The sequence below is a fragment of the Mycobacterium sp. SA01 genome (genome assembly GCF_041287105.1).
Classification (GTDB): Bacteria; Actinomycetota; Actinomycetes; order Mycobacteriales; family Mycobacteriaceae; genus Mycobacterium.
The window spans coordinates 370226-394174 of sequence record NZ_JBGGNO010000022.1 but is presented as its reverse complement, the minus strand read 5'-3'; the positions used below and the strand labels follow the sequence as shown (position 1 = coordinate 394174).

Genomic DNA, 23949 nt, shown 5'->3' with positions numbered 1-23949 from the left:
AGACCATTTCATGGCAGGTGCAGGTAAGGGTGATCTCTGTGACGCCTGGCCCGCGCGCCCGGGTTGCCGGCGCGGACCGCGCACGCTCTCAACAGAAGCATGGGTTCCCCCGACGGGCGGCGGTGGTTGCTCGATCCGTTTGCGGAACGGGCGGGGCCAACGATTAGTCCCGCAAAATAAAATTTGCTTTGGTGTGAATTTGTGATTGTTGACACAGCGGGATAAGTCGTCTAATGTTGCGTCTAGTCAGGTTTATGAAGATCGTTTCGATCTACTGCCGCTCTGAAATTGTATAGCTCGCGAGGGGGCTTTCAAAGGCGGCCCATAGACCATCAAGCGAGTCGATATTTACCCCATTCGCCGCACGGCTATTGCCGTGTCGATGTTCTGACTTCCTTTCGAATCCTCCATTCGCAGCGCTCGTGTTATCCGGTGCCGTTCACGGTGGATTCGCCACATTCTGCCGATCACCGTCGGCTCTTTAGCTTTGCGTTTTCAATTCGATTGTCGAGCGCAAAGGCCATCGAATGATGCGGCCGTTTTCTTTGGCGCGCTCAACGAGTGACGAACGGAGCAGCTCGGTCCATCACCCCATCGACGTCAATCGGCCAGTGTGGCCACATCGCAAGAAATGTAAGTAGGAGCAAGAAAATGAGAAAATACGTCTACCCCTGTGCAACCGGAATCGCCATGGCGGGAGCCGGTGTCGCGCTCGCGTTCGGAGCCGGTGCCGCGCAGGCAGCGCCTGCGCTCGTCGCTCCATTGTCGCCGGCGAGTAGCTCGGCGAGCAGCTCGGCGTCGACAACGTCCGGGCTCAACTGCCTCATGATGGGATCGGGGTGTTCGGCGGTCAGTGGGGTACAGGCCAGTGGCTTCGCAATCACACCGAATTTACCGACCCCCAATTTCCTGGCAGCCTCGGTAATCAGTCCAGGCGGCGTTAATCAACCGTTCTACGGAATCATCGGGCTCGCCGGGCAGATTCCGATTGTCAACATCTTCATCGCCAACGGTACGAATGGCGCCGCAGGCACTGGAGTAAACGGTGGGCGTGCCGGACTGTTGATCGGCTATGGCGGTATCGGCGGTTCCGGCTCGACCGGATTAGCCGGCGGTAACGGCGGAGCCGGCGGGCTGTTCTTCGGCAACGGCGGCGGCGGCGGCGCGGGCGGAACCAGTGCTGCGGGTGGCAATGGCGGAGACGCCGGGTCCCTGGCGCTGTTCGGGCACGGCGGAAGCGGCGGCACGGGCGGCAACGGCACGGCGGGCAACGTCGGCACCTCCGGCGGCGGCGCAGCCGCAGACGGTGCGACCGGTTCAGCCGGCACAACAGTGGGCGGCACCGGCGACAACGGGGTGAACCCGACGCCGAGCGGCCCTGCGGGCTCCTTGGGTGACGCGGGTGCCACCGACACCGTCACCGGTGGGAGCGGCACGGCCGGTGGAGCCGGCAATCCCGGTGGTGAAGGCGGTGCCGGTGGAGCAGTCGCCGGTGGCGCACCGGTGGCGACCGGTGGTAACGGAGCCGCAGGCGGCGACGGAACCGACGGCGCCAACGGCGGTGCAGGTGGCGCAGGCGGAGCCTCGTCAACCACAGGGGCCGGCGGTGTCGCTATCGGCGGCAACGGCGCCAACGGAGGCAACGGTGGAACTGGCAACACGGATGGTGGGGTCGGCGGCGCCGGCGGCGCCGGCGTGAGCACCAGTGGCGTCGGCACCGGTGGCACCGGTGGCAACGGTGGCAACGGCGGGACCGGCGCTGCCGGCCAGCAGGGCGGGACCGGAAGTGCAGGCGGAGCCGGCACCAACGGGACCGACGGCACCACAGTCGGCGGCAATGGAACCGCGGGTGGGCCCGCAGGCGTCGGCGGCAATGGCGGTCGCGGCGGCCTCCTGGGGTCCGGCGGTGCGGCCGGTAACGGCGGCACGGGCGGAACCGGTGGGGCTGGCGGCACGGGCCAGGCCGGCGGCGCAGGTGGCGCAGGTGGCACCGGCGCTGCAGGTGGTACCGGTGGAAACGGTGCTGCAGGCGGCAACGGCGGCGCGGGCGGTGCCGGTGGATCCGGCACGGGTGCCGGTGGCACCGGTGTTGGCGGCGTCGGTGGTACCGGAGGATCCGGTGCTACTGGTGGAGCTGCAGGCGCTGGTGGATCCGGCGGAGCGGGTGGTGCAGGTGGCACTGGTGGAACCGGTGCTGCAGGCGGAACCGGCGGAACCGGCGGTAACGGCGCAGCAGCCGGCACCGCGGGACGCGGCGGGATCTTCGGCCGCCCGGGTCATACCGGCACTGCGGGTAGCACCGGCGCGAACGGTGCGACCGGCGGAACCGGGGCGACCGGCGCTACAGGTGGGACCGGCAAAGCCGGTGCCACCGGTGGGACCGGCACCGCGGGTGCCAACGGCGCCAACGGGGCCAATGGGGCCCACGGCGCATCGTCATAACCACGACGGTGGCCCCTCGCTGAGAGGTCGCTGCTGATCGGACGCTCGGGGCGTCGGCTGATGCCGGCGCCCCGAGTGCGTCCTCATTCGCTAGATCAGACCGAGAACAGCCAACAAGAGAGGCGAAAAGCCATGGCTCGCAACGGCTTCACCGCACCCGTCGAGGATGTGCACCCTCAGCCGGTGGCGGCGTCACCGACCGCTGACGTCGGACGGCTACTACTGCGGTGCGCCGACCGCCCCGGCCTGGTGGCCGCCGTCAGCACGTTCCTCGCCGACGCCGGCGCCAACATCGTGTCGCTGGACCAGCATTCCACCCGGAATTCCGGCGGAACTTTCATGCAGCGCACAATCTTTCATCTTCCCGGGCTATCGAACGCACGCGACGCCGTGCAGCGCGACTTCGCCGCGAACGTCGCCGCGCGGTTCGAGATGGACTTCAGCCTCACCGAGGCCTCGACCCCTAAACGGGTGGCGATCATGGCGTCGACGGCCGACCACTGTCTGCTGGATCTACTGTGGCGCAATCGTCGCGGCGAACTCGACATGTCGGTGCACGTGGTGATCTCCAACCATCTCGACCTGGCCGAGCAGGTGCGACCGTTCGGGGTTCCGTTCGTGCACGTGCCCGCCGGGCGGTCAGACACCGAAAGCCGCCAACTCGACATACTCGGCGGCAACGTCGATCTGGTGATACTGGCGCGTTACATGCAGATCCTCACGCCACGCTTTCTCGAGCAGGTCGGCTGCCCGCTGATCAACATCCATCACTCGTTCCTGCCCTCGTTCGTCGGGGCAGCCCCCTATCGCCGGGCGAAGGAGCGCGGCGTCAAACTCGTCGGCGCCACTGCGCATTACGTGACCGAAACGCTCGACGAAGGACCGATCATCGAACAAGACGTCGTGCGGGTGGACCACCGCCACGATGTCGGCGACCTGACCCGCCTCGGTGCCGATGTCGAACGCGCGGTGCTCTCACGAGCGGTGCTGTGGCACTGCGAGGACCGCATCATCCGCGACGGGAATCAGACGATCGTGTTCTGAAACCGGGGACCTACCTGAGCAGCTTGCCGTGGGGCCGCGTGGACAGCGGCCGTGATCGCACGACGCGCGGCCACCAGAACCACCGGCCGAGCAGTGCCGCGATCGCCGGCGTCATGAATGCCCGGATCACCAGGGTGTCGAACATCAGGCCGAGTCCGATCGTCGTGCCGACCTGCGCGATGACTTTCATGCTGCTGACGGACATCGCCATCATGGTGAAGGCGAACACCAGGCCGGCCGCGGTGACCACCGATCCGCTGCCGCCCATCGCGCGGATGATGCCGGTGTTGATGCCGGCCGGGATTTCCTCCTTCATCCGGGCGACCAGCAGCAGGTTGTAGTCGGCGCCGACCGCCAACAGGATGATGACCGCCATCGCGATCACGATGAACTGCAGCGGCATCCCGAGGATGTGCTGCCAGAGCAAGATCGACAATCCATAGGACGCGCCGAGTGACAGCACCACGGTTCCGACGATCACGGCCGCGGCGACCAGAGCCCGGGTGATCAGCAGCATGATGATGAAGATCAGCGACAGCGCCGCCAGTCCGGCGATCAGCAGGTCGTAGGAGTTGCCTTCCTCCATATCCTTGAACGCCGAAGCGGTACCGCCGAGATAGACCTTCGAACCCTCCAGGGGCGTGCCCTTGATCGCTTCGAAGACGGCGTTCTTGATGGCGTCGATCCGGCTGATGCCCTCGGCCGACATCGGGTCCTGCTCGTGGGAGATGATGAACCGGGCCACATGACCATTGGGGGAGATGAAGTTCTTCATGCCGCGCTTGATCTCGTCGTTGTCGAAGATCTCCGGCGGCGCGTAGAACGTGTCGTCGTTCAGGGAGTCGTTGAATGCGGCAGCCATGGCCGACGAGCCGTCGTTCAATGCGGCGATCTGATCCTGCATGCCGGACTGGGTGGACTGCAGCGTCAGCATCATGATGCGCATCCGCTTCATCGACTCGATGGACGAGCGCATCAGCGGAATCATTTGCGGCATAATGGAATCTAGGTCGCGGAGATCGGGTACCAACCGCGCGATGTCGTCGGTCATGGTGTCGACGCCGTCGAGAGCGTCGAAGGTCGACCGAACCGCCCAGCACATCGGGATGTCGAAGCAGTGCGGCTCCCAGTACAGGTAGCTGCGGATCGGACGGAAGAAGTCGTCGAAGTCGGAGATGTGATCTCGTAATGCCGCGATGTCCACAGCTGTTTGCTCGGTCTTGCCGACCATGTCGTGCGTGGTGGCGCTGAGTTGCTCCATCAAACCGATCATCTGGGTCATCGTGTTGATGGTGTTCTGCATGTCCTGACCCTGCACCAGCATGTCGGCCATGCGGTCTTCCAGGTAGGAGCGGTTCAACGTCTGCACCGAGCCGCTGATACTCATCTGAGCCGGAATGGTGCTGTATTTCAACGGTTTTCCGTCAGGTCGCGTAATGGACTGCACCCGGCCGATGCCGGGAACCTTCGTGACGGCCTTGGCGATCCGCTCGAGTACCAGGAAGTCGGCCGGGTTGCGCAGGTCCTGATCGGTTTCGATGAGCAACAGTTCCGGGTTCATCCGGGCGACGGGGAAGTGCCGCTCAGCTGCCGCGAAACCCTCGTTGGCCGGCAGGTCGGCGGGCAGGTATTTGCGGTCATCGTAGTTGGGCCGGTAGCCGGGCAGTGCGATCAGCCCGATCAACGCGATGAACACGGTGAGGAACAGCACCCACCCCGGCCAGCGCACCACCACCGCACCGAGCCTGCGCCAGAACCGAATTCGCATCGCCCGCTTGGATTCCAGCAGTCCGAACCGGCTGGCCACCGTCACGATCGACGGTCCGAGTGTCAGCGCGGAGAACACCGCCACCACCATGCCGACGGCAAGCGGGATGCCCAGCGTGTGGAAGTACGGCAGCCGGGTGAACGTCAGGCAGCACGTCGCTCCGGCAATCGTCATGCCGGACGCCAACACCACATGCGCGGTACCCCGAAACATGGTGTAATAGGCCGACTCTCGGTCCTGCCCGGCCACGCGGGCTTCTTGGTAACGGCCGATGAGGAAGATGGCATAGTCTGTCGTCGCGGCGAGCGCCAGCGGTACCAGGATCTGCGTGACGAACGTCGTCAAGCCAATCAGGTTGTGATAGGCCAGGAATGCCACTGCGCCCTGGGTCACCGACAGCCCCATGACGAGCATCACCAGGACGATTCCTACCGTGGTGATCGACCGGTAGAAGAACAGCAGCATGCAGATGATGACGGCGACGGTGGCGATCTTCACCACCTGGATGCTGCGGCCGCCTTCTTTCTGCTGGTCGGTCTGCATGGCCGAGCCGCCGGTCACGAATGTCTTGACGCCCGGCGGCGCAGGCAGGTCTTTCACGATCTTCTGGACCGCCGCGACCGACGCGTTGCCCAGCGACTCGCCCATGTTTCCGGCGAGTGCCACCTGCACGTAGACGGCTTTCCCGTCGGAGCTGAGCGCGCCGGACTCGGTGAGCGGATCGCCCCAGAAGTCTTGAATGTGCTGCACGTGCGTGGTGTCCGCGCGCAGCGTGGTGATCAGCTCGTCGTAATACTGGCGGGCCGCCGCGTCGAGGGGGCGTTGTCCCTCCAGGACGATCATCACGGCGTTGTCGGAATCGGACTCCTCGAAGACCTGGCCGCTGCGCATCAGGGCGATCACCGACGGGGATTCCTTCGGCGACAACGACACCGCCCGCATCTCACCGACGACGTCTAATGGGGGCACGAAGATGGTCAGCGCGCCGATGACAGCGAGCCAGCCGAGGATGATCGGTATCGCCAGGCGCCGGATCCAGCGGGCCACCCCGGGTTTCGGCTCGACGGAGGCCTCACCCCGCCGGTGCGGTACCTCGGTCTGAGTCCCCACGGCGTCCAGTCATAGCAGAACCGGCGACAGCTAGCGCAGCAATTGACCGTGCGGACGTTTCGACAGCGGTTTGGGCCGTACGATTTGCGGCCACCAGAACCACGGCCCCATCAACGCCGCGATCGCCGGCGTCATGAATGCCCGCACCACCAGGGTGTCGAACAGCAGGCCGAGTCCGATCGTCGTGCCCACCTGAGCCACCACCACCATGGCGCTCACCGACATCGAGATCATGGTGAAGGCAAACACCAGGCCGGCCGCGGTGACCACCGATCCGCTGCCGCCCATCGCGCGGATGATGCCGGTGTTGATGCCGGCCGGTATCTCTTCTTTCATCCGGGCGACCAGCAGCAGGTTGTAGTCGGCGCCGACGGCCAACAAGATGATCACGGCCATCGCCATGACCATGAACTGCAACTCGATACCCAGGATGTGCTGCCACAGCAGCACCGAAAGCCCGAACGACGCTCCGAGCGACAGCACGACGGTGCCGACGATCACCGCCGCGGCCACAATGGCCCGGGTGATCAGCAGCATGATGATGAAGATCAGTGACAGTGCCGCCACACCGGCGATCAACAGGTCGTACTTGTTGCCTTCCTGCATGTCCTTGAAGGCCGATGCGGTGCCACCGAGGTAGACCTTCGAACCTTCCAGGGGGGTGCCTTTGATGGCTTCGAAGACGGCGTTCTTGATGGCGTCGATGCGTTTGATGCCGTCAGCCGACAGCGGGTCGTCCTCGTGGGAGATGATGAACCGGACGGCGTGGCCGTTCGGGGAGATGAAATTCTTTATGCCGCGCTTGAATTCGTCGTTGTCGAAGATCTCCGGCGGCAGGTAGAACGTGTCGTCGTTCAGCGAATCATTGAAGGCGGCACCCATCGCCGCCTGGTTTTCGCTCAAGGCGGCCTGCTGATCCTGCTGGCCGGCCTGGGTGGCCTGCTGGGTCAGCATCATGATGCGCATCCGCTTCATCGACTCGATTGACGAGTTCATCAGCGGAATCATCTGCGGCATGACGGCATCGAGCGCATGCATGTCCGGCAACAGCTGCTGGATGTCGTCGGTCATCTTGTCCACTCCGTCGAGAGTGTCGAAGACCGATCGAGTCGACCAGCACAACGGGATGTCGTAGCAGTGCGGCTCCCAGTACAGGTAGCTGCGGATCGGGCGGAAGAAGTCGTCGAAGTCGGAAATGTGGTCTCGGAGCTCGGCGATATCCTGGGCAGTCTTGTCGGTCTTGCCCACCATGTCGTGAGTGACGCCGCTCAATTCCTGCATCAAACCGATCATCTGCGTCATCGTGTTGATGGTGTTCTGCATGTCCTGACCCTGCACCAGCATGTCGGCCATCCGGTCCTGCATGTATGACCGATTCATCGTCTGACTGGTGCTACCCATGCTCATCTGGGACGGAATGGTGCTGTATTTCAACGGTTTACCGGCAGGGCGGGTGATCGACTGAACCCGGCCGATGCCGGGCACCTTGGCGATCGCCTTGCTGATCTTCTCGATCACCAGGAAATCGGCCGAGTTGCGCACGTCCTGGTCGGTTTCCAACAGCAGCATCTCGGGGTTCATCCGAGCGATGGGGAAGTGCCGCTCGGCTGCCGCGAAACCCTCGTTTGCAGGCAGGTCGGCAGGCAGATACTTCCGGTCGTTGTAGTTCGGCTGATAACCCGGCAGCGTGATCAACCCGATCAGCGCGATCATCACCGTCGAGAACAAGATGGCCGCGGGCCAGCGCACCACGGCCGCACCGAGGCGGCGCCAGAATCGAATCCGCATCGCCCGCTTGGGTTCGAGCAGCCCGAACCGGCTGGCCACCGTGACGATGGCCGCGCCCAGCGTCAACGCCGACACCACTGCGACCACCATGCCGACGGCCAGCGGAACACCGAGCGACTTGAAGTACGGCAATCGGGTGAAGGACAGGCAGAACGTCGCGCCGGCGATCGTCATGCCCGAACCGAGCACCACGTGCGCGGTGCCGTGGTACATCGTGTAGTAGGCGTCCTCGCGGCTTTCGCCGACCGATCTGGCCTCTTGATATCGCCCGATCAGGAAGATCGCGTAGTCCGTCGTCGCCGCTATCGCCAACGTCACCAACAGCTGGGTCGCGAACGGCGATAGGCCTATGAGGTTGTGATAGCCGAGGAAGGCGACGGCGCCACGGGTCACCGTCAGGCCCAGGATCAGCATCACCAGGACCAGCCCGACCGTGATGAACGATCGGTAGAAGAACAGCAGCATGATGACGATCACGCCGATGGTGGTCATCTCGATGATCCGGATGCTCTTGTCGCCGGCATGCTGCTGGTCGGCCTGCAATGCGGGGCCGCCGGTCACGAAGACCTTGACGCCCGGCGGCGGTGACAAGCCCTTGACGATCTTCTGGACCGCCTCCACCGAATCGTTGCCCAGCGTCTCGCCCATGTTGCCGGCGAGCGCCACCTGCACGTAGACGGCCTTCGAGTCGGCGCTCAGCGCCCCGGCCTCGGTGAGCGGATCGCCCCAGAAGTCCTGGATGTGCTGCACGTGCGTGGTGTCGGCCCGCAGCGCGGTGATCATCTCGTTGTAGAAGCGGTGCGCGTCATCGCCGAGGGGCTGGTCGCCTTCCAGCACGATCATCGCCGAACTGTCGGAGTCGGACTCCTCGAAGACCTTGCCTGAGCGCATCATCGCGATGACCGACGGCGCCTCTTTCGGCGACATCGACACCGCTCGCAGCTTGCCGACTTCTTCCAGCTGTGGAACCGAGACGTTCAGCACCACGATCAGCCCGAGCCAGCCAAGGATGATCGGCACGGCCAGGCGGCGGATCCACTTGGCCAGCGCCGCGCGCTGCGGCGGCTCGGTGTGGACCACGCGTTCTTCGATGGGGGTGCTCACCAGGCCCCCTTCGGCTCAACGCCCCAGCTGGGCACCTCGGTGCTAATCCTCCCGTGCGGCAAAAATACTTAGATAGTCATACCAGACTGCGGGCTTCCTGTGTGAGGTCGGTAACGGCGTTCCAGGCGCGCTGGGAGTGACCCGCCGGCATACACGGGCGCACGCGCGCTACAGCGCCCCCAGATCGTCGGGCACGTCGACGGCGTACTCCTGCAGAGTCTCCAGCGGCACCACATCCAGGGTTCGCTCGTGAGTGCAGGCCAGCACCACGGGCGCGGCGTGCCCGTCGGTGTGGGCCCGCAGCCAGTTCAGCGCTGTGACACACCACCGGTCGCCGGGCGTCAGGCCGGGGAATCGATACTGCGGCATCGGGGTGGACAGATCGTTGCCTATGGAGCGCTGATGGGCGAGGAATTCGGCGGTCACCACCGCGCAGATGGTGTGCCGGCCGGCGTCCTCCGGGCCGGTCGAACAACAGCCGTCTCGGTAAAAACCCGTCATCGGATCGGTTCCGCACGGTTCGAGTGGGCCGCCCAGGACGTTGCGATCAGCCATGTGAGCCAGTATTCCGTGGCGCGGGATGCGATGCGGCTTGTCGGGAGTTGTTAACAGAAATGACTAGTTGCACCGGGTCGGGCCGTCGATGGCACGACCCGTCCTGAGAGGCCGGAACGCCGAACTGGCTGCCGTGGCGACGTTGCTGCGGCGGACCCGTGACGTGGGGCAAGGCTGTGTGATCCGGCTGCGCGGCGAGCCCGGCATCGGCAAGAGCACGATGCTGCACGCGGTCGCGCGGCACGCGGCCGCGGCCGGTTTCGCCGTCGGTTTCGGCAAGGCCGAGGAACTGGATCAGATCTCGGCATGCGCCCCGCTGCTGGTCGCGTTGCGGTCCGGCTCGAAGCCGTTGCTGGACGCCGACACCTTCGCGGGTCTCGCGCCGCTTCATCACCAGCCGGTGTGGCTCATCGACCGCATCGCTTCGCTGCTTGCCGAGATCTCGGCCCGAAGCCCCGTTCTGATCGTCGTCGACGACGCTCAGTGGGCGGACCCGGTAACCCGATTCGCCCTCGAGACATTGCCGGCCCGTCTCGCCGAAGCGCCGGTGGTCTGGCTGACTGCCAGCCGTGACGTCGGTACCGAGCCCGCCGGTGCGCTCGACGACATCGACCGGCACGACGTGGTGCTCGGGCCGCTGACCGATGCCGAGCTGGATGCACTGGCGCGCGACTATCTGGGTGGCCCTGCCGAGGGGCTTACACATCGACGCCTACATGCGTTGGGCGGCAACCCTTTTCTGGCGGTGCAGCTGTTGTCGGGAGTGGCCGCGGCTCGCAGTGCCGGGGCGGAGACCGCCGACATCCCGCCGGCGTTCGCCGATGCGATCGCCAGCCGCTTGCGCTCGCTCCGTCCAGGCACCGCCGAGTTGGTCGAACTCGCGGCCGTCTGGGGCCGGCCGCTCGACCTCTCCGACGCCGCCGAGTTGCTCGGCGGCCCGTCAGTGGTGGCGATCACGGCGCAGCGGCGCGAAGCGCACGGGCGCGGCCTGCTGGCCGAGGATCGCGACCACATCGCGTTCGCCCACGATCTGATCCGGGAAGCGGTCTACGAGACCGTGCCCGCAGCGGTTCGCCGCGCTCTGCACCTGCGGTGCGCCAGATATCTGGTGGCATCGGGCAAGGGCGTGGTCGCGGCAGCGCCGCACGCCCGGGCCGGCGCCCGCTCGGGTGATCACGAGGCGGTGGAGATCCTCCGTGGTGCCGCCGCGCAGACGTCGCTGACCATGCCCGCGGTCGCCGCGCCACTGATCGTCGAGGCATTCGGATTGCTCGATGCCGAGGATCCGCGGCGTCTGGAGATCGGCGAACAGTGCGCCGAAGTTCTGATTCGCGCGCAGCGCGGCAACGACGCTGTCACGATCATCGATGCGCTACTGATGGAGACATCCGATACCGAGGCGCGGGCTCGCCTGCAATCGCTTGCTGCCCAGGCGCTTTGGCTGATGGGCCAGCTCGGCGAGATCGATCGCCGGATCGTCGAGGTGCAGGGCCGTCCTCCGGTGTCGCCGCGACTACAGGCCCGCCTCGGCGCGGTCGAGGCTTTGATGCTCACCCGCGCCGGGACGGCCGTGGCGGCCTCCGAAGCCGCCGAGGCAGCCCTGGCCCGCGGGCGCGCACTGGGCGATGAGCGAACTCAACTCCTGGCCCTCGAGGCCCTCGCCGAGGCCGACACCGCCGAGGGCCGGCACGGGTCGGCCCGCAGACATTTTCGCGCACTGCGCGCCCTGGGCGGGACGACCTACCTGGCCGGTGAGGTCCTGGCGCTGCAGCAACTCGACCGCTTCGAGGAGGCCGAGGAACTGCTCGCTCGGGTACATCAGCGCCACGACCACAGTCTGCCGTCGCTCGTGTTCGCCCAGCTCCTGCAGGACTTCAAGCTCGGACGCTTCGCCGAGGCCGAAGCCGGCGCCATGACGATGGTCCGCCTCTGCGACGAAATGGGCACCTACGTCCACAAATTCGAGGCCTGGCTGATCGGCAGTGTCGTCGCGGTTATCCGTGGTGATCTGGCGCTGGCCCGGGAACGGCTTCGGCCTGCCGAGGAAACCAGGCAGGCTGACGACGCCTTCCGCAAGGCTCCGACGTTGTTGATCAAAGGGCGGATAGCCGGAGCCGAAGGCCGATTCGAGGACAGTGTGCGAATCCTCAAGCCGCTGATGGACTCATTGGCGCAGTCGAGGTCGTGGTGGCCGAGGAGCCCCGAGCTGCTGCGTGTGCAAGCGGGTATCGCCGTCGCCGCCGCCGACGACGAATTCGCCTGGCAGACAGTCGAACGGGCGAGGACCGCTGCCGAACGCAACCCCGGCGTGGCCAGCTTCGAGGGCGTGGCGTTGCAAGTCGAGGGATTCGTCACCGGCGACGCGGGGACGCTACGCAGCGCGGTCAAGATCCTTCGTGAGTCACCGCGCTCGTTCTTGTTGGCGGGGGCGCTGGCCGACTACGGTGCCGTCCTGGTCGACCAGGGCGACCGACACACCGCGGTGGCGGCGCTGTCCGAGGCGTGGGACCTCTACGCCGAGCTCGGCGCGAACTTCTATCTGCCCGGTGTGGAGCGCAACTTGAGCAGGGCCGGTGCACCCACCGGCAGCGGGGAGAGCCTGACGAAGGCCGAGGTGCGGGTCGCCCAGCTGGTGAGTGAGGGTCACACCAACCAATCCGTGGCGTCCACTCTTGGCGTGTCGGTCCATACGGTGAACACCCATCTACGTGCGGTGTTCCGCAAGATGGGGGTTCGTTCGCGGGTGCAGCTCGCCAACGTGATGAATTCCAAGGCGATTCGACGCAACTGATTCCGTAGGCACAGCCCGGCCGGCTCCCGCTGACGATCTCATCAATTTGTGCGATGGTCAGCCAAACTTACCCGGCAGTAGGTTCCCGAATGTCAGTACAACCTCAACATCTCGGGATTCCTCATGCAACGTGCTGTTCGTTCCTCCGTCACGGCGAGTGTGGCGCTGCTCGGCGCCGGCGTCATCGCCGCCTCGCCGATCGCCCCACCGGTGCCGGATCTCCATCTGCCCGCGATCCACCTGGACGCAACGACGCTCGCGGCTGCGGTCAGCCCCATCGACACCTACAAGCAGGTATTCGCAACCGCGACCGCCAATCTGCAAGCCCTCGTCGACGCCGCCGATCCCGGTGAGGCGCTCAAGCAGATCGTGGCCAATCAGACCGCGAGCCTCAGTGCGCTCGGGGCGGCCTTGGGCGACGCGGGCAGCGGACTATTCACCGCGCTGACGAAGACGTCACCCGACCTGTTGAAGACGGTGCTTACCTCGCTTGCGGCGGGCAATGTGGAGGCGGCAACCAACGCCCTGTTGACCGTCCCTGTGGCAGTGGGCCTGCCGTTGATCAACCTGCTGCCCGCCGTTGAGCAGTTCGTCACCCAGCCCATTCAGAACCTGATCAACGTTGCCGGGGTATTCCGGGATCCACTGCAGGATGGGCTTTACGTTGTCGGCTTACTCGGACCGGTGATCAGCGGCCTGGGGGCTGCTGGCGCCGCCACCCAAAACGTCATCGACGCTGTCCGCACCGGCGACCCGCGTCAGGTCGTCAACGCCATCCTCACCGGTCCCGCCACGATTCTCGACGGTGTACTCAACGGCGGCTTCGGACCCGACCTGGGGCCCCTTGTCAGTCCGGGGCTGTCGGTGCTGGCTGGAGGGCTGTTCTCCGCGAGTGGAATTTCGATAGGGCCAGACGGCGGAATCATCCTCAATGCCGCAGGCCCCATTTCGACTCTGCAGACACTGGCACACCAGATTGCAGCGGCCCTGAAGCCGGCCGCGACCACGACGGCTGCCGCGGTGAAGACGAAAGAACTGCCCGCCGCGTCGGCCACCGCCGAGACGACGGTGACCGACAAGCCGGCGGGCGAAAAGCCGACAACGGTCGATCCGTCGGCACCGACCGGCACCAAGGCGTCGTCAGACGCCAAGGCATCGGCAAAGCCGTTGCAGCACAAGCCTTCCGCTTCGGCATCAACGAAGGACGGCAACGACAGCAAGTCGGATACGGCCGGCCCGAAGCACCAGCACAAGGCGGGTGGCCGCGGACACAGCGGCCGCTAATCGGGAGTGGGTCTCTCCTCACCCCCGGGGAGGGGCCCACCCTCGCGCCGCCCACGCCAGCCGCGATACCCGCGATGGGCGGCGAACGCCCCGATGATCGCGGTGATGCACCACACCGCGATCGCGGTATAGCCCAGTGGCGATGACAGGTCCGAAATCGACGCGCCCAAGGCGGTATACACGAATGCGCGCGGCGCAGATCCGACGAATGCTCCAACCGCCATCTGCCACACCGGCATTCCGAACGCGCCGAATGCGTAGGACGCCAGTGCATCGGAGATGCCCGGCACGAACCGCTGACCGACCACCGCCCACAGGCCGCGGCGCTGGATCTGTGAGTCGATGCGGGTCGACCAGTCGGGGCCGAGCAGAGCCCGGGCGCTGTCGCGGCCGGCTCGCCTGCCCAGCAGAGCGGCGATGACGGCCGTCAGGACCGTCGAACCGAGAGTGACGAACGTGCCCAGCAGCGGGCCGAACAACACGCCACTGCCTGCGGCCAGCAGCGGGCCCGGAACGAACACGGCGGCCAATCCCGCCGACACCACGACGTAGACCAGGGGAGCGGCGGGACCCGTCGCCGATACCGCGGCGCGCACACCCGCCGGATCGATGACCTTGGACACCGCAACGAGGTAGAACAGCGTCAGCAGGGCTGCGACGAACAGCACGAGCCGCAGCACGTGCGGCCACCGCCGGGTTGCGGGCTGTTCGGGATCGTCGGCCATTCAGTCTTTGTAGTAGACGATCTGGTGACTGGTGGCCAGCAGGGTCCCGGTGCGGCCCCAGATCTGCGCGGTCTGATCGAAGTATCCGCGGGCGAACCGCTGGGCGTGCGCAGTGGCCAGAACGAAGTCGGACCCCTGCTCGGCGAGTTCGGTGCCGTCGACGTGGAAGTAGGTGGTCAGCGAGATGGTGCCGGCCGGCAGCATCCGGCCGCGGCGCAGGAACACGCGCGGGTAGAAGACATCGGTGAGCGCGCTCAGCGCCGGGAAATCCAGCCCGCGGACCGGGCGTTGTCGCACCCACAGCGTCGTCGTCGACGACGAGATTTCCGCCGCGTCCGTCGGCACCCCTCCCTCGACGTAGCGCATGTCGTAGTTGCGCATCCACGGGACCGGTCCGGGAACTGTTGTGTGCGCGATGCTTTCGGGATCGGGGGCGTCGGGCATGGTCGCTTCGGTGTCGGACCAAGCATCCCGGCGCAGCCCGAAGACGGCGGTGGCGGTCGTGGTGATGCCGTTCTCCTGGGTCACCTCGGCGGTCCAGTGCTGGTTGGTCCGGTTGGTGCGAACGGCGCGCACCGAGACGTCGAAGGAGCCGTCGGTGACCGCGGCGAGATAGTTGACGGTCAGCGCGACGGGTTCGCCGATCCGATCCGGGTGCCGCTCGATCGCACGCACGATTGCAGCGGCCGTCACTCCACCGAACGGGCCCACCATGTTCGCGTAGTCCGGCGTGGTCTGGCCGACATAGCTCCCATTGGCGTTGTCCGACAGGCTGATCGCGGTGTCAAAAGGGTGCGTGGCGGTCGTGGTCATCGACTCGTCCTTCCGGTCGTGGCTGGGCGGGCGCCGGGACCCGGCCGCGGCTCGGTGTCGTGGGCGGTCAGCGGGGCGTGGTCGTCGCGACATCGCAGAACCAGTTCGACGGGATGGCCGCACTCCCGGTGCACGACCTCGACCGGTGGACCGGCCGCGTCGGCCTCCCACTTGTCGCCCCAGTGCATCAGCGCGATCACGGCCGGCAGCAGGTCGCGGCCCTTCTCGGTCAGCCGGTACTCGTGACGCTCCCGCTGGCCGGGCTCCTGATAGGGCACCTTCCGTAACACGCCCGCCGCGACGAGGGTGTTCAGGCGGTCGGTGAGAACCTGACGGGGACAGCCGATGCGGCTCTGGAACCGCTCGAAGCGCCGGGCGCCGTACAACGCCTCCCGCAGCACCAACAGAGTCCACTTCTCGCCGACGATGTCCAGTGCTCGCTTGACCGAACAGTTTTCGGCACTGATCAGGTCGCGGTCGACGGGCATAGCACCGAGACTAGCAGAGTCTGAATTTTGGACTCAGGGGCGGACGCCGAACGTCACACCGGTGACGTTGGTTAGGCGGGTGGCCTCAGACCAGAGTGGCCTTCAGCGAGGACAGGTCGGTCTCCATCAGCACGACGTTGTAGTTGCCCCACAGCGACATGTTCCAGTACAGCGTGCTGTCGTCGGGATTTCCGTTGCTGTCGACCAGCTTTCCGGTGCCCGACCACGGATGGATCATCGGCGCGTACAGGCCCGGATACGTCGCCGACGTCGCAACGGTGATCGGTGCCGACCATGCATCCTCGGGGGAGTCGGCGTAGCGCATCTTGACGTTGTTGTTGCCGTCGGCGTACATCATCACGTACTTGCCCAGATAGTCGTTGTACTGAACCGACATCTCGCTGACGTTGCCACCCGTCTTGGCGCCGAACAGGCCGCCGAGCATTCCACCGAGCACGTTGGGGTTGTTGGCCCAGTCGATGACGGGTCCGAAAAGCCCGGCGGAGCGGGTGGAATCGCCGATGATCGGCGTGGCCGCGACGGGCTTGCCGGTAACCCAGGTGCTCGTGGTCGCGTTCCAGTACTGATACTTGGCCAGGTTGTTCACGTCGTCGACCGAGACCCGCGACAGATAGGCCGAACCGGCGCGACCCGACGGGGTGCCGAATGCGTAGAGGTACTGGGTGTCGCCCTCGGCGACCTGATCGGCGGGCTGCAGGACATACGCCGCCTGCTGGAAGTTCTGGTTACCGGGCACGTAGGGCTTCGTCGAGCCGAACCAGCTCGCCGAGCGGATGGTCGACCGCTGCAGCACCCACTTGTCCGTGGCCGGGTCGTACATCGAGATCGCCGAGTAGTTGGTGGTCCACCGGCCCGGGGTGTCCCAGGACTTGACCGACATGTAGTTGACGTACTGCTCGTTGTTCACCGAGATGGCCGACGTCGGGATGACCGTCACCTCGGAGCCGAGGAACGGGAACAGGACGCCGGAATTGCGCGGGATGAACTGGTAGGCGTAGCCGGTCTGCAGCAGGGTCAGGCCATTGGTCAGGTTCTTGTCCTGGCTGAGCAGCAGCACATTGGAGCGCCAGTCGCCGGTCATGCCCGGCGCGCTGAAGGTGTCGCCGAACGCCAGCTGGATGTTGCCGGTCAGCCCGTTCTCCCACATGATGCCGAGATCGGTGCCGTAGATCCCGAAGCCCTTGGTGTTGTTCGTCTGCGGCCATCCGATGCCGGGGTAGGCGTTGTTGGCCTGCCCGGTCACCCAGCCGACCGGATACGACGGGATGGTGGTGGGTGCGGTCGGCACGGCTGCGGTCGACACCACCGCGCTGGCGACGGCCGCACGTTGGGAGGTGGCCACACCGGTGGTGCCGGTCGTCACGCCGACTGCGGAGAGCAGCCCGGTGACGATCTTGGGTGCGGTGGGCTTGGCCGCGGCGTTGACCGCGCTGGTCTTCGGTGCGGCGGCGGCCTGGGGGGCCTTGCTGGCGCTGCGCGCGGTGAGCTTGTTCGAGGTGCGGGCCGACGATGCGGTGGTCTTGGGCTTCGACGGTCCGGACGAGCCGGTGCTGGACGAGCTGTGCGACGCCGAGCTGTGCGACGACGAGCCCGAGTTGCCCGACCCGGACCCCTCCGCCCACGCCGCGCCGGCGCCGGCGAGGATGGCCACCCCGACACCCAATCCCACTGCCAGGCCGCCGATGCGGCCCACATATGCCGAGGCATTATTCGTCGAACCCATTACTGCTTCCCCTTAGAAAACACTGAGAAGACGGTACCGCACCCGGCAAACCTCGTGGAGGACTCGGAGTCACAAGTCTGCAAACAAAATCACCGGGCATGCAATGACGAGAAGCCGGTCAGCTCGGGTGATCACGGCATACAGCCGAATGGCCCGGCGAACCCGCCGGCCCGCTTCGCGGAACCGCGAGGAAACAACACCCTCGGCACGAATGTTTGCCAATTCCGGCAGTCCGTGGCAAGATCTCCGCTTGAACAGGCATTCAGGCCTATCTAAGGCCCCCGGCGAGGGCGAGATCGCCGCCTTCGGTAAAGGATTTTCATGAATTCGCCCTCTGTTTCTGCCCGTCTCGCTGCGGTCGTCGGCGGTGCCGCACTCGTTGCCATGGCGTCGTTTGTCGCCTCCTGCAGCAAGAACGAGAACCCGGCTCCGGCACCGTCGGTCTCGACCACGACGTCCTCGACGTCACCGAGCCCGTCGGCGACGCCCACCGAGAAGGGGCTCAACCCGTCGAACCCCAACAAGTTCAGCCCGACGGTGATCGCTCCGCCGGCGCCGACCGACTCGGGCGGCAATCACCACCACGGACTCAACGGGATTGGCTGAGCTCCCGCGCGATAGCGGCGTGGTACCGGTCGATATTGGCCGGGTTGACGATTCGGAAGAAGCCGTCGGGCATCGGCGCGTCCTTGGGCGCCTCGATGGTCATCGTGCGGGTGAACAGCGTGATGTCCGGGCCGGGCGTGGTGAAGTGGTACTGGACGGTGATCCGCCCGTCCATTCCGCCATTGCCCTCCCGGTCGTGGCCCAGCCGGCCCACCGACGTGAACACCCACAGTTTCGGTCGCACGGCGATCGCCAAATGCCACGTGAAGATCCGGTCCCCGTCGGGCCCGCCCTCTTCCCACGTGTCGCCCACGGCCAGCGGTAGTTTGTCCAGCTTCCCCACGTAATTGCTGCCGGGGTAGGTCTTGGTCCAGTTGGCGGGATTGGTGACGAAGTCGTAGATCGTCTCCGGTGATTGGCTGAAGGCCGTCTCCGAGCTGGTGGTCACGATGCCCAATTGCCTTGCCTTTCATGTCGGCTGTGCGCGCAGTTTACACTTCCTCTCCAATTTGTAACTACGCGCGCCGCGGTGGCGGTATGGTCCACCGGTGCGATCAGCTGCACGCTTCGGCGTCCATCTCGGCCGCGGTGTGCGGCGTCTCGCTCTCGACGGTGCCCTCGGCGGCAGGCGGTCCTTTCCGCGCCGGATCGCCGACCTCACGCCGGCCGCGTTGTCCGCGATCATCGGCCGACCCGTCGACTCGGTGGCCGTTCTGGACGGCGCGGCCGGCACGTCGAGTCGTGCCCGCCTCGGCCTCACCGGCGCCGGCGTGCCGTCATCGGTGTTCGTGAAGATGAGCGCCGCCACCGCCGCAATCAGAATGCTGGGGGAGCTGGCCGGACTCGGGGAGACCGAGGCCCGGTTCTACCGTGAGCTGGCGCCTGAACTCGGAGCGGGGATTCCGCGGTCATACGGCTCGGCGTTCGACGCGCTGACGGGTCGGTATGTGATCGTGCTGGAGGACATGTCTCGCACGCCATGCGAATTCCCCGACACCCTGCACCCACTGTCCACCGACCAGATGGCTCAAGTCGTCGAGGCGCTGGCCGGACTGCACGCGACATTCTGGGGCCGGTTACCGCAAAAGTCCGGTGGCGGTGGCCAATTCGGCTGGCTGCTGGCCCCGTCCGGTGACCCGGCCAATCTCATCACACCCACGGTGATGCGCGCCTCCGCGCGCCGGCTGGCCGGCTCGACGACGATACCCGTGCACGCCGGTCGCTATATCTGGGAGAACTTTCCCGCCGTCGCCGAACTGATCGACAGCGGCCCGCACACCGTCTTGCACGGCGACTCCCATCCCGGAAACACGTTCTTCCGCAACGGACATGCCGGATTGCTGGACTGGCAGGTGGTGCGCCGCGGTCATCCGTCGCGCGATCTTGCCTACGCGATCGTCCTCGGCACCCCCGTCGCCGACCGCGGCACTGTGGAGCGCGACCTACTCGATACGTATCGGAATGCACTGACGGACCGTGGCGGCCCGAACTTCGACCGTGACGATTTATGGACGCGATACCGGCAAGCCGTTGTGCACCCGTATCTTTCGGCGCTTGGCACTGCGGGCCTCGGTGGCATGCAGTCCGAAGGCATTGCCCTGGAGGGTCTGCGGCGCGCGGTGACGGCACTCGAGGAGCTCGAGACCGTCGATGCGCTTCAACGCGGGCGCTGAGCCTACTTGGGGCAGTTGATGGTGACGTAGGCGAGGCCCTGGCTGCCCGCCGACCCCGTCGTGTTGATGTCGGTCACTGTGCACTGCGACAGCGGAGACAGCGGAGCGCCGTTCTCGTACTGCAACTGCACGTCGTAACCTGCTGCGTCGAGGTCCCGGATGGTCGCGGCGGCCGACTCCGATCCCGGCTCCGGGATGCTCGGGGGATCGGCAACAGCCAACGGGGCCAGCACAATCGACGTACCGACACCAATCAGCAGCGTCGCGAAGCAGCGCAGTTCGAGCGACATCGGAGTCCTTTCATCGGTGGCCGGCCTTCAGGGCTGCCGTCAAGGATGACAGCAAAGTCATGGCCGGACTTACCGATGTGCGAACGGCGGTTGAACAGGTGCCGAACAGCCGACGACTCGCCAGGTGAGATCGCCGCGCTGATCAGGTCGAGCCGCCGGGCGCGTTCGCGTCCGCGGGCCGCCGGTCCGCCGCCTCCTGCGGCGTCGGCCATGACTCCGGCAGCGGGCGCTGGCGCACCCGCTGCGGCCACCAGAACCACCGGCCCAGCAGGGCCGCGATCGACGGCGTCATGAACGACCGAATCACCAAGGTGTCGAACAACAGGCCCAAGGCGATCGTCGTACCCACCTGGCCGCCGACCCGAAGGGGACTGACCGCCATCGAGGCCATCGTGAAGGCGAAGACCAGGCCGGCCGACGTCACCACCGATCCACTGCCGCCCATCGCCCGGATGATGCCGGTGTTGAGGCCGGCGTGGATCTCTTCCTTGAACCGCGCGACCAGAAGCAGGTTGTAGTCCGATCCCACCGCCAACAGGATGATCACCGCCATCGCGATGACCAGCCAGTGCAATGGCTGACCCAGAATGTGTTGCCACAGTAGGACTGACAGCCCGAACGACGCACCGAGCGACAGCACCACCGTGCCGACGATCACCGCCGCCGCCACCACGCTTCGGGTGATCACCAGCATGATGATGAAGATCAGACACAGCGCCGCGATACCGGCGATCATCAGGTCGTAGTTCGCGCCCTCCTGCATGTCCTTGTAGACCGACGCGGTGCCACCGAGATAGACCCTCGAGCCCTCCAGCGGGGTGCCCTTGATCGCTTCGAAAGCGGCGTTCTTGATCTTGTCGATGTGTGAGATGCCTTCCGGCGTCGCGGGATCTCCCTCGTGGGAGATGATGAACCGCACCGCTTTTCCGTCCGGCGAGACGAACATCTTCAGGCCGCGCTTGAACTCCGGGTTGTCGAACACCTCGGGCGGCAGATAGAAGGAGTCGTCGTTCTTCGACGCGTCGTACGCCTGGCCCAATGCCGTGGCATTCTGCTGCATGGCGTCCATCTGATCCTGCAGCCCACCCATGGTCGACTGCATGGTCAGCATCGTGGTCTTCATGGTCTTCATGGTCGCGATCATCGGCGGCATGACCTCGAGCATCTTGGGCATCAGGACGTCGAGCCTGTCCATGTCGACCACCAATGCCCCGAGATCGTCACTGAGCGTGTCGATTCCGTCGAGGGAGTCGAAGATCGACCGCATCGACCAGCAGATCGGGATGTCGAAGCAGTGCGGCTCCCAATAGAGGTAATTGCGGATCGGCCGGAAGAAGTCGTCGAAATCGGAGATGTTGTCCCGGATTTCGTTGGTGTCGGCCACCATCTGCTTGGTCTTGCCCACCATGCTGTGGGTGATCCCGACCATCTCTTTGGTCAGCGCCAGCATGCGCTCCATGGTGTCGATGGTGACCTGTAGCTCGTCACCCATCTTCAGCATGTCCTTCATGCGGTCCTGCAGATAGGACATGTTCATCGTCTGGTTGGTGCCCTGCATGCTGATGATGAACGGGATCGAGGTGTGCTCGATCGGGGTGCCGAGTGGGCGCGTGATCGTCTGCACCCGACCGATGCCCGGAATGTGGAAGACGGTCTTGGCGATTCGGTCGATGACGAGCATGTCGGCCGGGTTGCGCACATCGTGGTCGGTTTCGATCAGCAGCAGCTCGGGATTCATCCGGGCCTGCGGGAAGTGCCGGTCGGCGGCCGCGTAACCCTGGTTGGCGGGGATGCTGCCGGGCAGGTAGTAGCGATCGTTGTAATTGGTCTTGTACGACGGCAGCGCCAGCAGCCCGATCAACGACAGCGCGATCGAGGCGACCAGGATCGGTCCGGGCCAGCGAACCACCGCGGCGCCGACACGTCGCCAGGTACGGGTGTTCATCTTCCGCTTGGGCTCGAACAGGCCGAACCGGCCGCCGATCGAGATGACGGCCGCGCCGAGGGTCAGCGCAGCGATGACGACGACGAGCATGCCGATGGCCAGCGGGAAGCCCAGCGATTGGAAGTACGGCAGCCGGGTGAAGTGCAGGCAGAATGTCGCGCCGGCGATGGTCAGGCCCGAACCCAGGATCACGTGCGATGTGCCGTGATACATGGAGTAGAAGGCCGTTTCGCGGTCCTCACCGGCCAGTCTCGCCTCGTGATAACGGCCGATCAGGAATATCGCGTAGTCGGTCGCGGCGGCGATGGCCAAGGTGGCGAGCAGGTTCACCGCGAACGTCGACAGGCCGATGAGTTCGTAGTGGCCGAGGAAGGCGATGACCCCCCTGGCCGCGGTGAGCTCGGTGAACACCATCACGAGCACGAGGATCACCGTCGTGATCGATCGGTAGACCAGCAGCAGCATCACGAAGATGACGCCGATCGTGATGGCCTCGATCAGTTTGACCGCCGAGTCGCCGGCGTTGTGCTGGTCGTGGCTCAACGCGGTCGGTCCGGTGACGTAGACCTTTATCCCCGCGGGCGGGGGATTGTCGTCGACGATCTTGGTGACCGCGTCGATCGATTCGTTGGCCAGCGCCTCGCCCTGGTTGCCGGCCAGGTAGACCTGGACGTAGGCGGCTTTGCCGTCCGCGCTCTGGGACCCGGCGGCGGTCAGCGGATCACCCCAGAAGTCCTGGATGTGCTCGACATGCTTGGTGTCCGCGCGCAGCTTCTGCATCAAGCCGTCGTAGTAGTGGTGCGCCTCGGGGCCCAGCTCGTGATCGCTCTCGAGCAGCACCATCGCACTGCTGTTGGAGTCGAACTCCTGAAAGTCCTTGCCGACCTTCTTCATCGCCTTCATCGACGGAGCGTCCTCGGGAGCCAGCGAGACCGTGTGCTCCTGGCTCACCTGTTCCAGCGAGGGAACCGCGACACTGAGGACGACGACCAGGCCCAGCCACAGCAGGACGATCGGCACCGAGAACGCCCGGACGAACCGGGGGATCAACGGATTTTTCTTGGGCGGGGTCTGCAGGTCGATCATGCGGACTTCACCAGGCAGAAGGTCTGGGCATTGACCCCGGTCGAGGTCTTCTCGTCCTTGAGCACGCCGTCGACGAGGATGCGGCACCCGATCGTGTCGGTGTCGCCCTGGGCGACGATGTTGGCGCTGGCGGCCGGGGCGGTCGTGGTGAGCGTCAACGACCAGGGCAGCGTGATGTCACGGGCGATCTGCGGTTGCGCGTCCAGGTCGAGATAGTTGATGGTTGCCACAGCGCCTTCGGGGCCAAAGATCTGATAGGTCACTTGCTTGGGGTTGAACGGCTTGGTGTCGTTGGCCAGGCCGCTGCCGGGACGGGTGAGCTCGGTCTTGCCGAAGACACCGTGCAGGCGGACGACGCCGAACGCGGCGATGGCGACCACAACCACGATGAGCAGCGGTATCCACGCCCGCCTGAGTGCCTTGACCATAGGATTTCCCGACGAAACTACGACGCCGGCACGGACAGCGCGGTGACTCCTTCGGCGCCGTTCGTGAGTGCGGCCGTCCGTCCCATCTCAACCCCGATTTCTTGTATGTCGCGATAGCTTAGCTGACTTAACGTAAGAGATTAGCTCACTTAATTGATCGGACGATACCCCCCGGTAACGGCTGTAATCGATTCTCCCTCGGCGTTCGTGCCCGAGGTCACATCGCCGACCGAAGTCGGCTGTGGTCACACCCGCGGAGGGCCGA

17 protein-coding genes are annotated in these 23949 nt (G+C 65.6%); 6 read left to right on the top strand and 11 right to left on the bottom strand.

Annotated elements, in window-relative coordinates; all coding sequences use genetic code 11:
* Positions 1-651 precede the first annotated feature (651 nt).
* Entirely contained in the window at positions 652-2442 is a 1791-nt protein-coding gene (locus AB4879_RS27965; RefSeq protein WP_370510161.1) for a PE family protein, read from the top strand.
* A gap of 132 nt (positions 2443-2574) precedes the next feature.
* A complete protein-coding gene (purU, locus tag AB4879_RS27960; protein ID WP_370510160.1) occupies positions 2575-3486 on the top strand; it encodes a formyltetrahydrofolate deformylase in 912 nt (303 codons plus the stop codon).
* 10 nt (positions 3487-3496) lie between these two features.
* Here the strand turns inward: purU and AB4879_RS27955 are convergent, their stop codons facing one another.
* The 3 genes from AB4879_RS27955 to AB4879_RS27945 form a co-directional block, all read right to left on the bottom strand.
* A complete protein-coding gene (locus AB4879_RS27955) occupies positions 3497-6364 on the bottom strand; it encodes an RND family transporter (RefSeq protein ID WP_370510159.1) in 2868 nt (955 codons plus the stop codon).
* Between the two features lie 30 nt (positions 6365-6394).
* Positions 6395-9256 carry an RND family transporter gene (locus AB4879_RS27950; RefSeq protein WP_370510158.1) on the bottom strand — a complete coding sequence of 954 codons (2862 nt, stop codon included), beginning with the start codon at positions 9254-9256 and terminating at the stop codon, positions 6395-6397.
* Between the two features lie 168 nt (positions 9257-9424).
* The gene (locus AB4879_RS27945; protein WP_102805580.1) at positions 9425-9811 is read right to left on the bottom strand and encodes a DUF2237 family protein; all 387 of its coding nucleotides are present in this window, start codon (positions 9809-9811) and stop codon (positions 9425-9427) included.
* An 88-nt stretch (positions 9812-9899) separates the two neighbouring features.
* Between AB4879_RS27945 and AB4879_RS27940 the strand changes: the two genes are divergently transcribed.
* Positions 9900-12602: an AAA family ATPase gene (locus tag AB4879_RS27940; protein ID WP_370510157.1), complete on the top strand. Its 2703-nt coding sequence runs from the start codon at positions 9900-9902 to the stop codon at positions 12600-12602.
* Between the two features lie 123 nt (positions 12603-12725).
* Positions 12726-13886, top strand: a complete 1161-nt coding sequence (locus AB4879_RS27935; protein WP_370510156.1) for a hypothetical protein — start codon at positions 12726-12728, stop codon at positions 13884-13886.
* Here AB4879_RS27935 and AB4879_RS27930 read toward each other — a convergent pair.
* From AB4879_RS27930 to AB4879_RS27915, 4 genes are all read right to left on the bottom strand, one after another.
* Positions 13883-14611 (bottom strand): TVP38/TMEM64 family protein, encoded by a 729-nt coding sequence (locus AB4879_RS27930; RefSeq protein ID WP_370510155.1) that lies wholly within the window; start codon positions 14609-14611, stop codon positions 13883-13885. The genes AB4879_RS27935 and AB4879_RS27930 overlap by 4 nt on opposite strands.
* Positions 14612-15424, bottom strand: a complete 813-nt coding sequence (locus AB4879_RS27925) for an acyl-CoA thioesterase (RefSeq protein ID WP_370510154.1) — start codon at positions 15422-15424, stop codon at positions 14612-14614.
* Positions 15421-15912 (bottom strand): winged helix-turn-helix transcriptional regulator, encoded by a 492-nt coding sequence (locus tag AB4879_RS27920; RefSeq protein ID WP_370510153.1) that lies wholly within the window; start codon positions 15910-15912, stop codon positions 15421-15423. The genes AB4879_RS27925 and AB4879_RS27920 overlap by 4 nt, the downstream gene beginning before the upstream one ends.
* Positions 15913-15997: 85 nt before the next feature.
* Positions 15998-17656 carry a DUF4185 domain-containing protein gene (locus AB4879_RS27915; RefSeq protein ID WP_370510152.1) on the bottom strand — a complete coding sequence of 553 codons (1659 nt, stop codon included), beginning with the start codon at positions 17654-17656 and terminating at the stop codon, positions 15998-16000.
* 321 nt (positions 17657-17977) lie between these two features.
* Here AB4879_RS27915 and AB4879_RS27910 point away from each other — a divergent pair, with 321 nt between their 5' ends.
* Positions 17978-18262 carry a hypothetical protein gene (locus AB4879_RS27910; protein ID WP_102805573.1) on the top strand — a complete coding sequence of 95 codons (285 nt, stop codon included), beginning with the start codon at positions 17978-17980 and terminating at the stop codon, positions 18260-18262.
* Here AB4879_RS27910 and AB4879_RS27905 read toward each other — a convergent pair.
* Positions 18246-18719, bottom strand: coding sequence for an SRPBCC family protein (locus tag AB4879_RS27905; RefSeq protein ID WP_102805572.1), 474 nt, complete (start codon positions 18717-18719; stop codon positions 18246-18248). The genes AB4879_RS27910 and AB4879_RS27905 overlap by 17 nt on opposite strands.
* A 91-nt stretch (positions 18720-18810) precedes the next feature.
* Here AB4879_RS27905 and AB4879_RS27900 point away from each other — a divergent pair, with 91 nt between their 5' ends.
* Entirely contained in the window at positions 18811-19935 is a 1125-nt protein-coding gene (locus AB4879_RS27900) for a phosphotransferase family protein (RefSeq protein WP_370510151.1), read from the top strand.
* Positions 19936-19937: 2 nt separating this feature from the next.
* Here the strand turns inward: AB4879_RS27900 and AB4879_RS27895 are convergent, their stop codons facing one another.
* From AB4879_RS27895 to AB4879_RS27885, 3 genes are all read right to left on the bottom strand, one after another.
* Positions 19938-20225, bottom strand: a complete 288-nt coding sequence (locus AB4879_RS27895) for a hypothetical protein (RefSeq protein ID WP_370510150.1) — start codon at positions 20223-20225, stop codon at positions 19938-19940.
* Between the two features lie 142 nt (positions 20226-20367).
* Complete coding sequence (locus AB4879_RS27890; protein ID WP_370510149.1) at positions 20368-23256, bottom strand: RND family transporter; 2889 nt, start codon at positions 23254-23256, stop codon at positions 20368-20370.
* The gene (locus AB4879_RS27885) at positions 23253-23684 is read right to left on the bottom strand and encodes an MmpS family protein (protein ID WP_102805568.1); all 432 of its coding nucleotides are present in this window, start codon (positions 23682-23684) and stop codon (positions 23253-23255) included. The genes AB4879_RS27890 and AB4879_RS27885 overlap by 4 nt, the downstream gene beginning before the upstream one ends.
* Positions 23685-23949: the final 265 nt, after the last annotated feature.

Excerpts from the sequence above, each read along its gene's own strand:
- AB4879_RS27895 (WP_370510150.1), bottom strand. The coding sequence starts at position 20,225 with ATGTCGCTCGAACTGCGCTGCTTCGCGACGCTGCTGATTGGTGTCGGT.
- AB4879_RS27940 (WP_370510157.1), top strand. The coding sequence starts at position 9,900 with ATGGCACGACCCGTCCTGAGAGGCCGGAACGCCGAACTGGCTGCCGTG.
- AB4879_RS27945 (WP_102805580.1), bottom strand. The coding sequence starts at position 9,811 with ATGGCTGATCGCAACGTCCTGGGCGGCCCACTCGAACCGTGCGGAACC.
- AB4879_RS27925 (WP_370510154.1), bottom strand. The coding sequence starts at position 15,424 with ATGACCACGACCGCCACGCACCCTTTTGACACCGCGATCAGCCTGTCG.
- AB4879_RS27910 (WP_102805573.1), top strand. The coding sequence starts at position 17,978 with ATGAATTCGCCCTCTGTTTCTGCCCGTCTCGCTGCGGTCGTCGGCGGT.
- AB4879_RS27890 (WP_370510149.1), bottom strand. The coding sequence starts at position 23,256 with ATGATCGACCTGCAGACCCCGCCCAAGAAAAATCCGTTGATCCCCCGG.
- AB4879_RS27885 (WP_102805568.1), bottom strand. The coding sequence starts at position 23,684 with ATGGTCAAGGCACTCAGGCGGGCGTGGATACCGCTGCTCATCGTGGTT.
- AB4879_RS27930 (WP_370510155.1), bottom strand. The coding sequence starts at position 14,611 with ATGGCCGACGATCCCGAACAGCCCGCAACCCGGCGGTGGCCGCACGTG.
- AB4879_RS27915 (WP_370510152.1), bottom strand. The coding sequence starts at position 17,656 with ATGGGTTCGACGAATAATGCCTCGGCATATGTGGGCCGCATCGGCGGC.
- AB4879_RS27920 (WP_370510153.1), bottom strand. The coding sequence starts at position 15,912 with ATGCCCGTCGACCGCGACCTGATCAGTGCCGAAAACTGTTCGGTCAAG.
- AB4879_RS27935 (WP_370510156.1), top strand. The coding sequence starts at position 12,726 with ATGCAACGTGCTGTTCGTTCCTCCGTCACGGCGAGTGTGGCGCTGCTC.
- purU (WP_370510160.1), top strand. The coding sequence starts at position 2,575 with ATGGCTCGCAACGGCTTCACCGCACCCGTCGAGGATGTGCACCCTCAG.
- AB4879_RS27965 (WP_370510161.1), top strand. The coding sequence starts at position 652 with ATGAGAAAATACGTCTACCCCTGTGCAACCGGAATCGCCATGGCGGGA.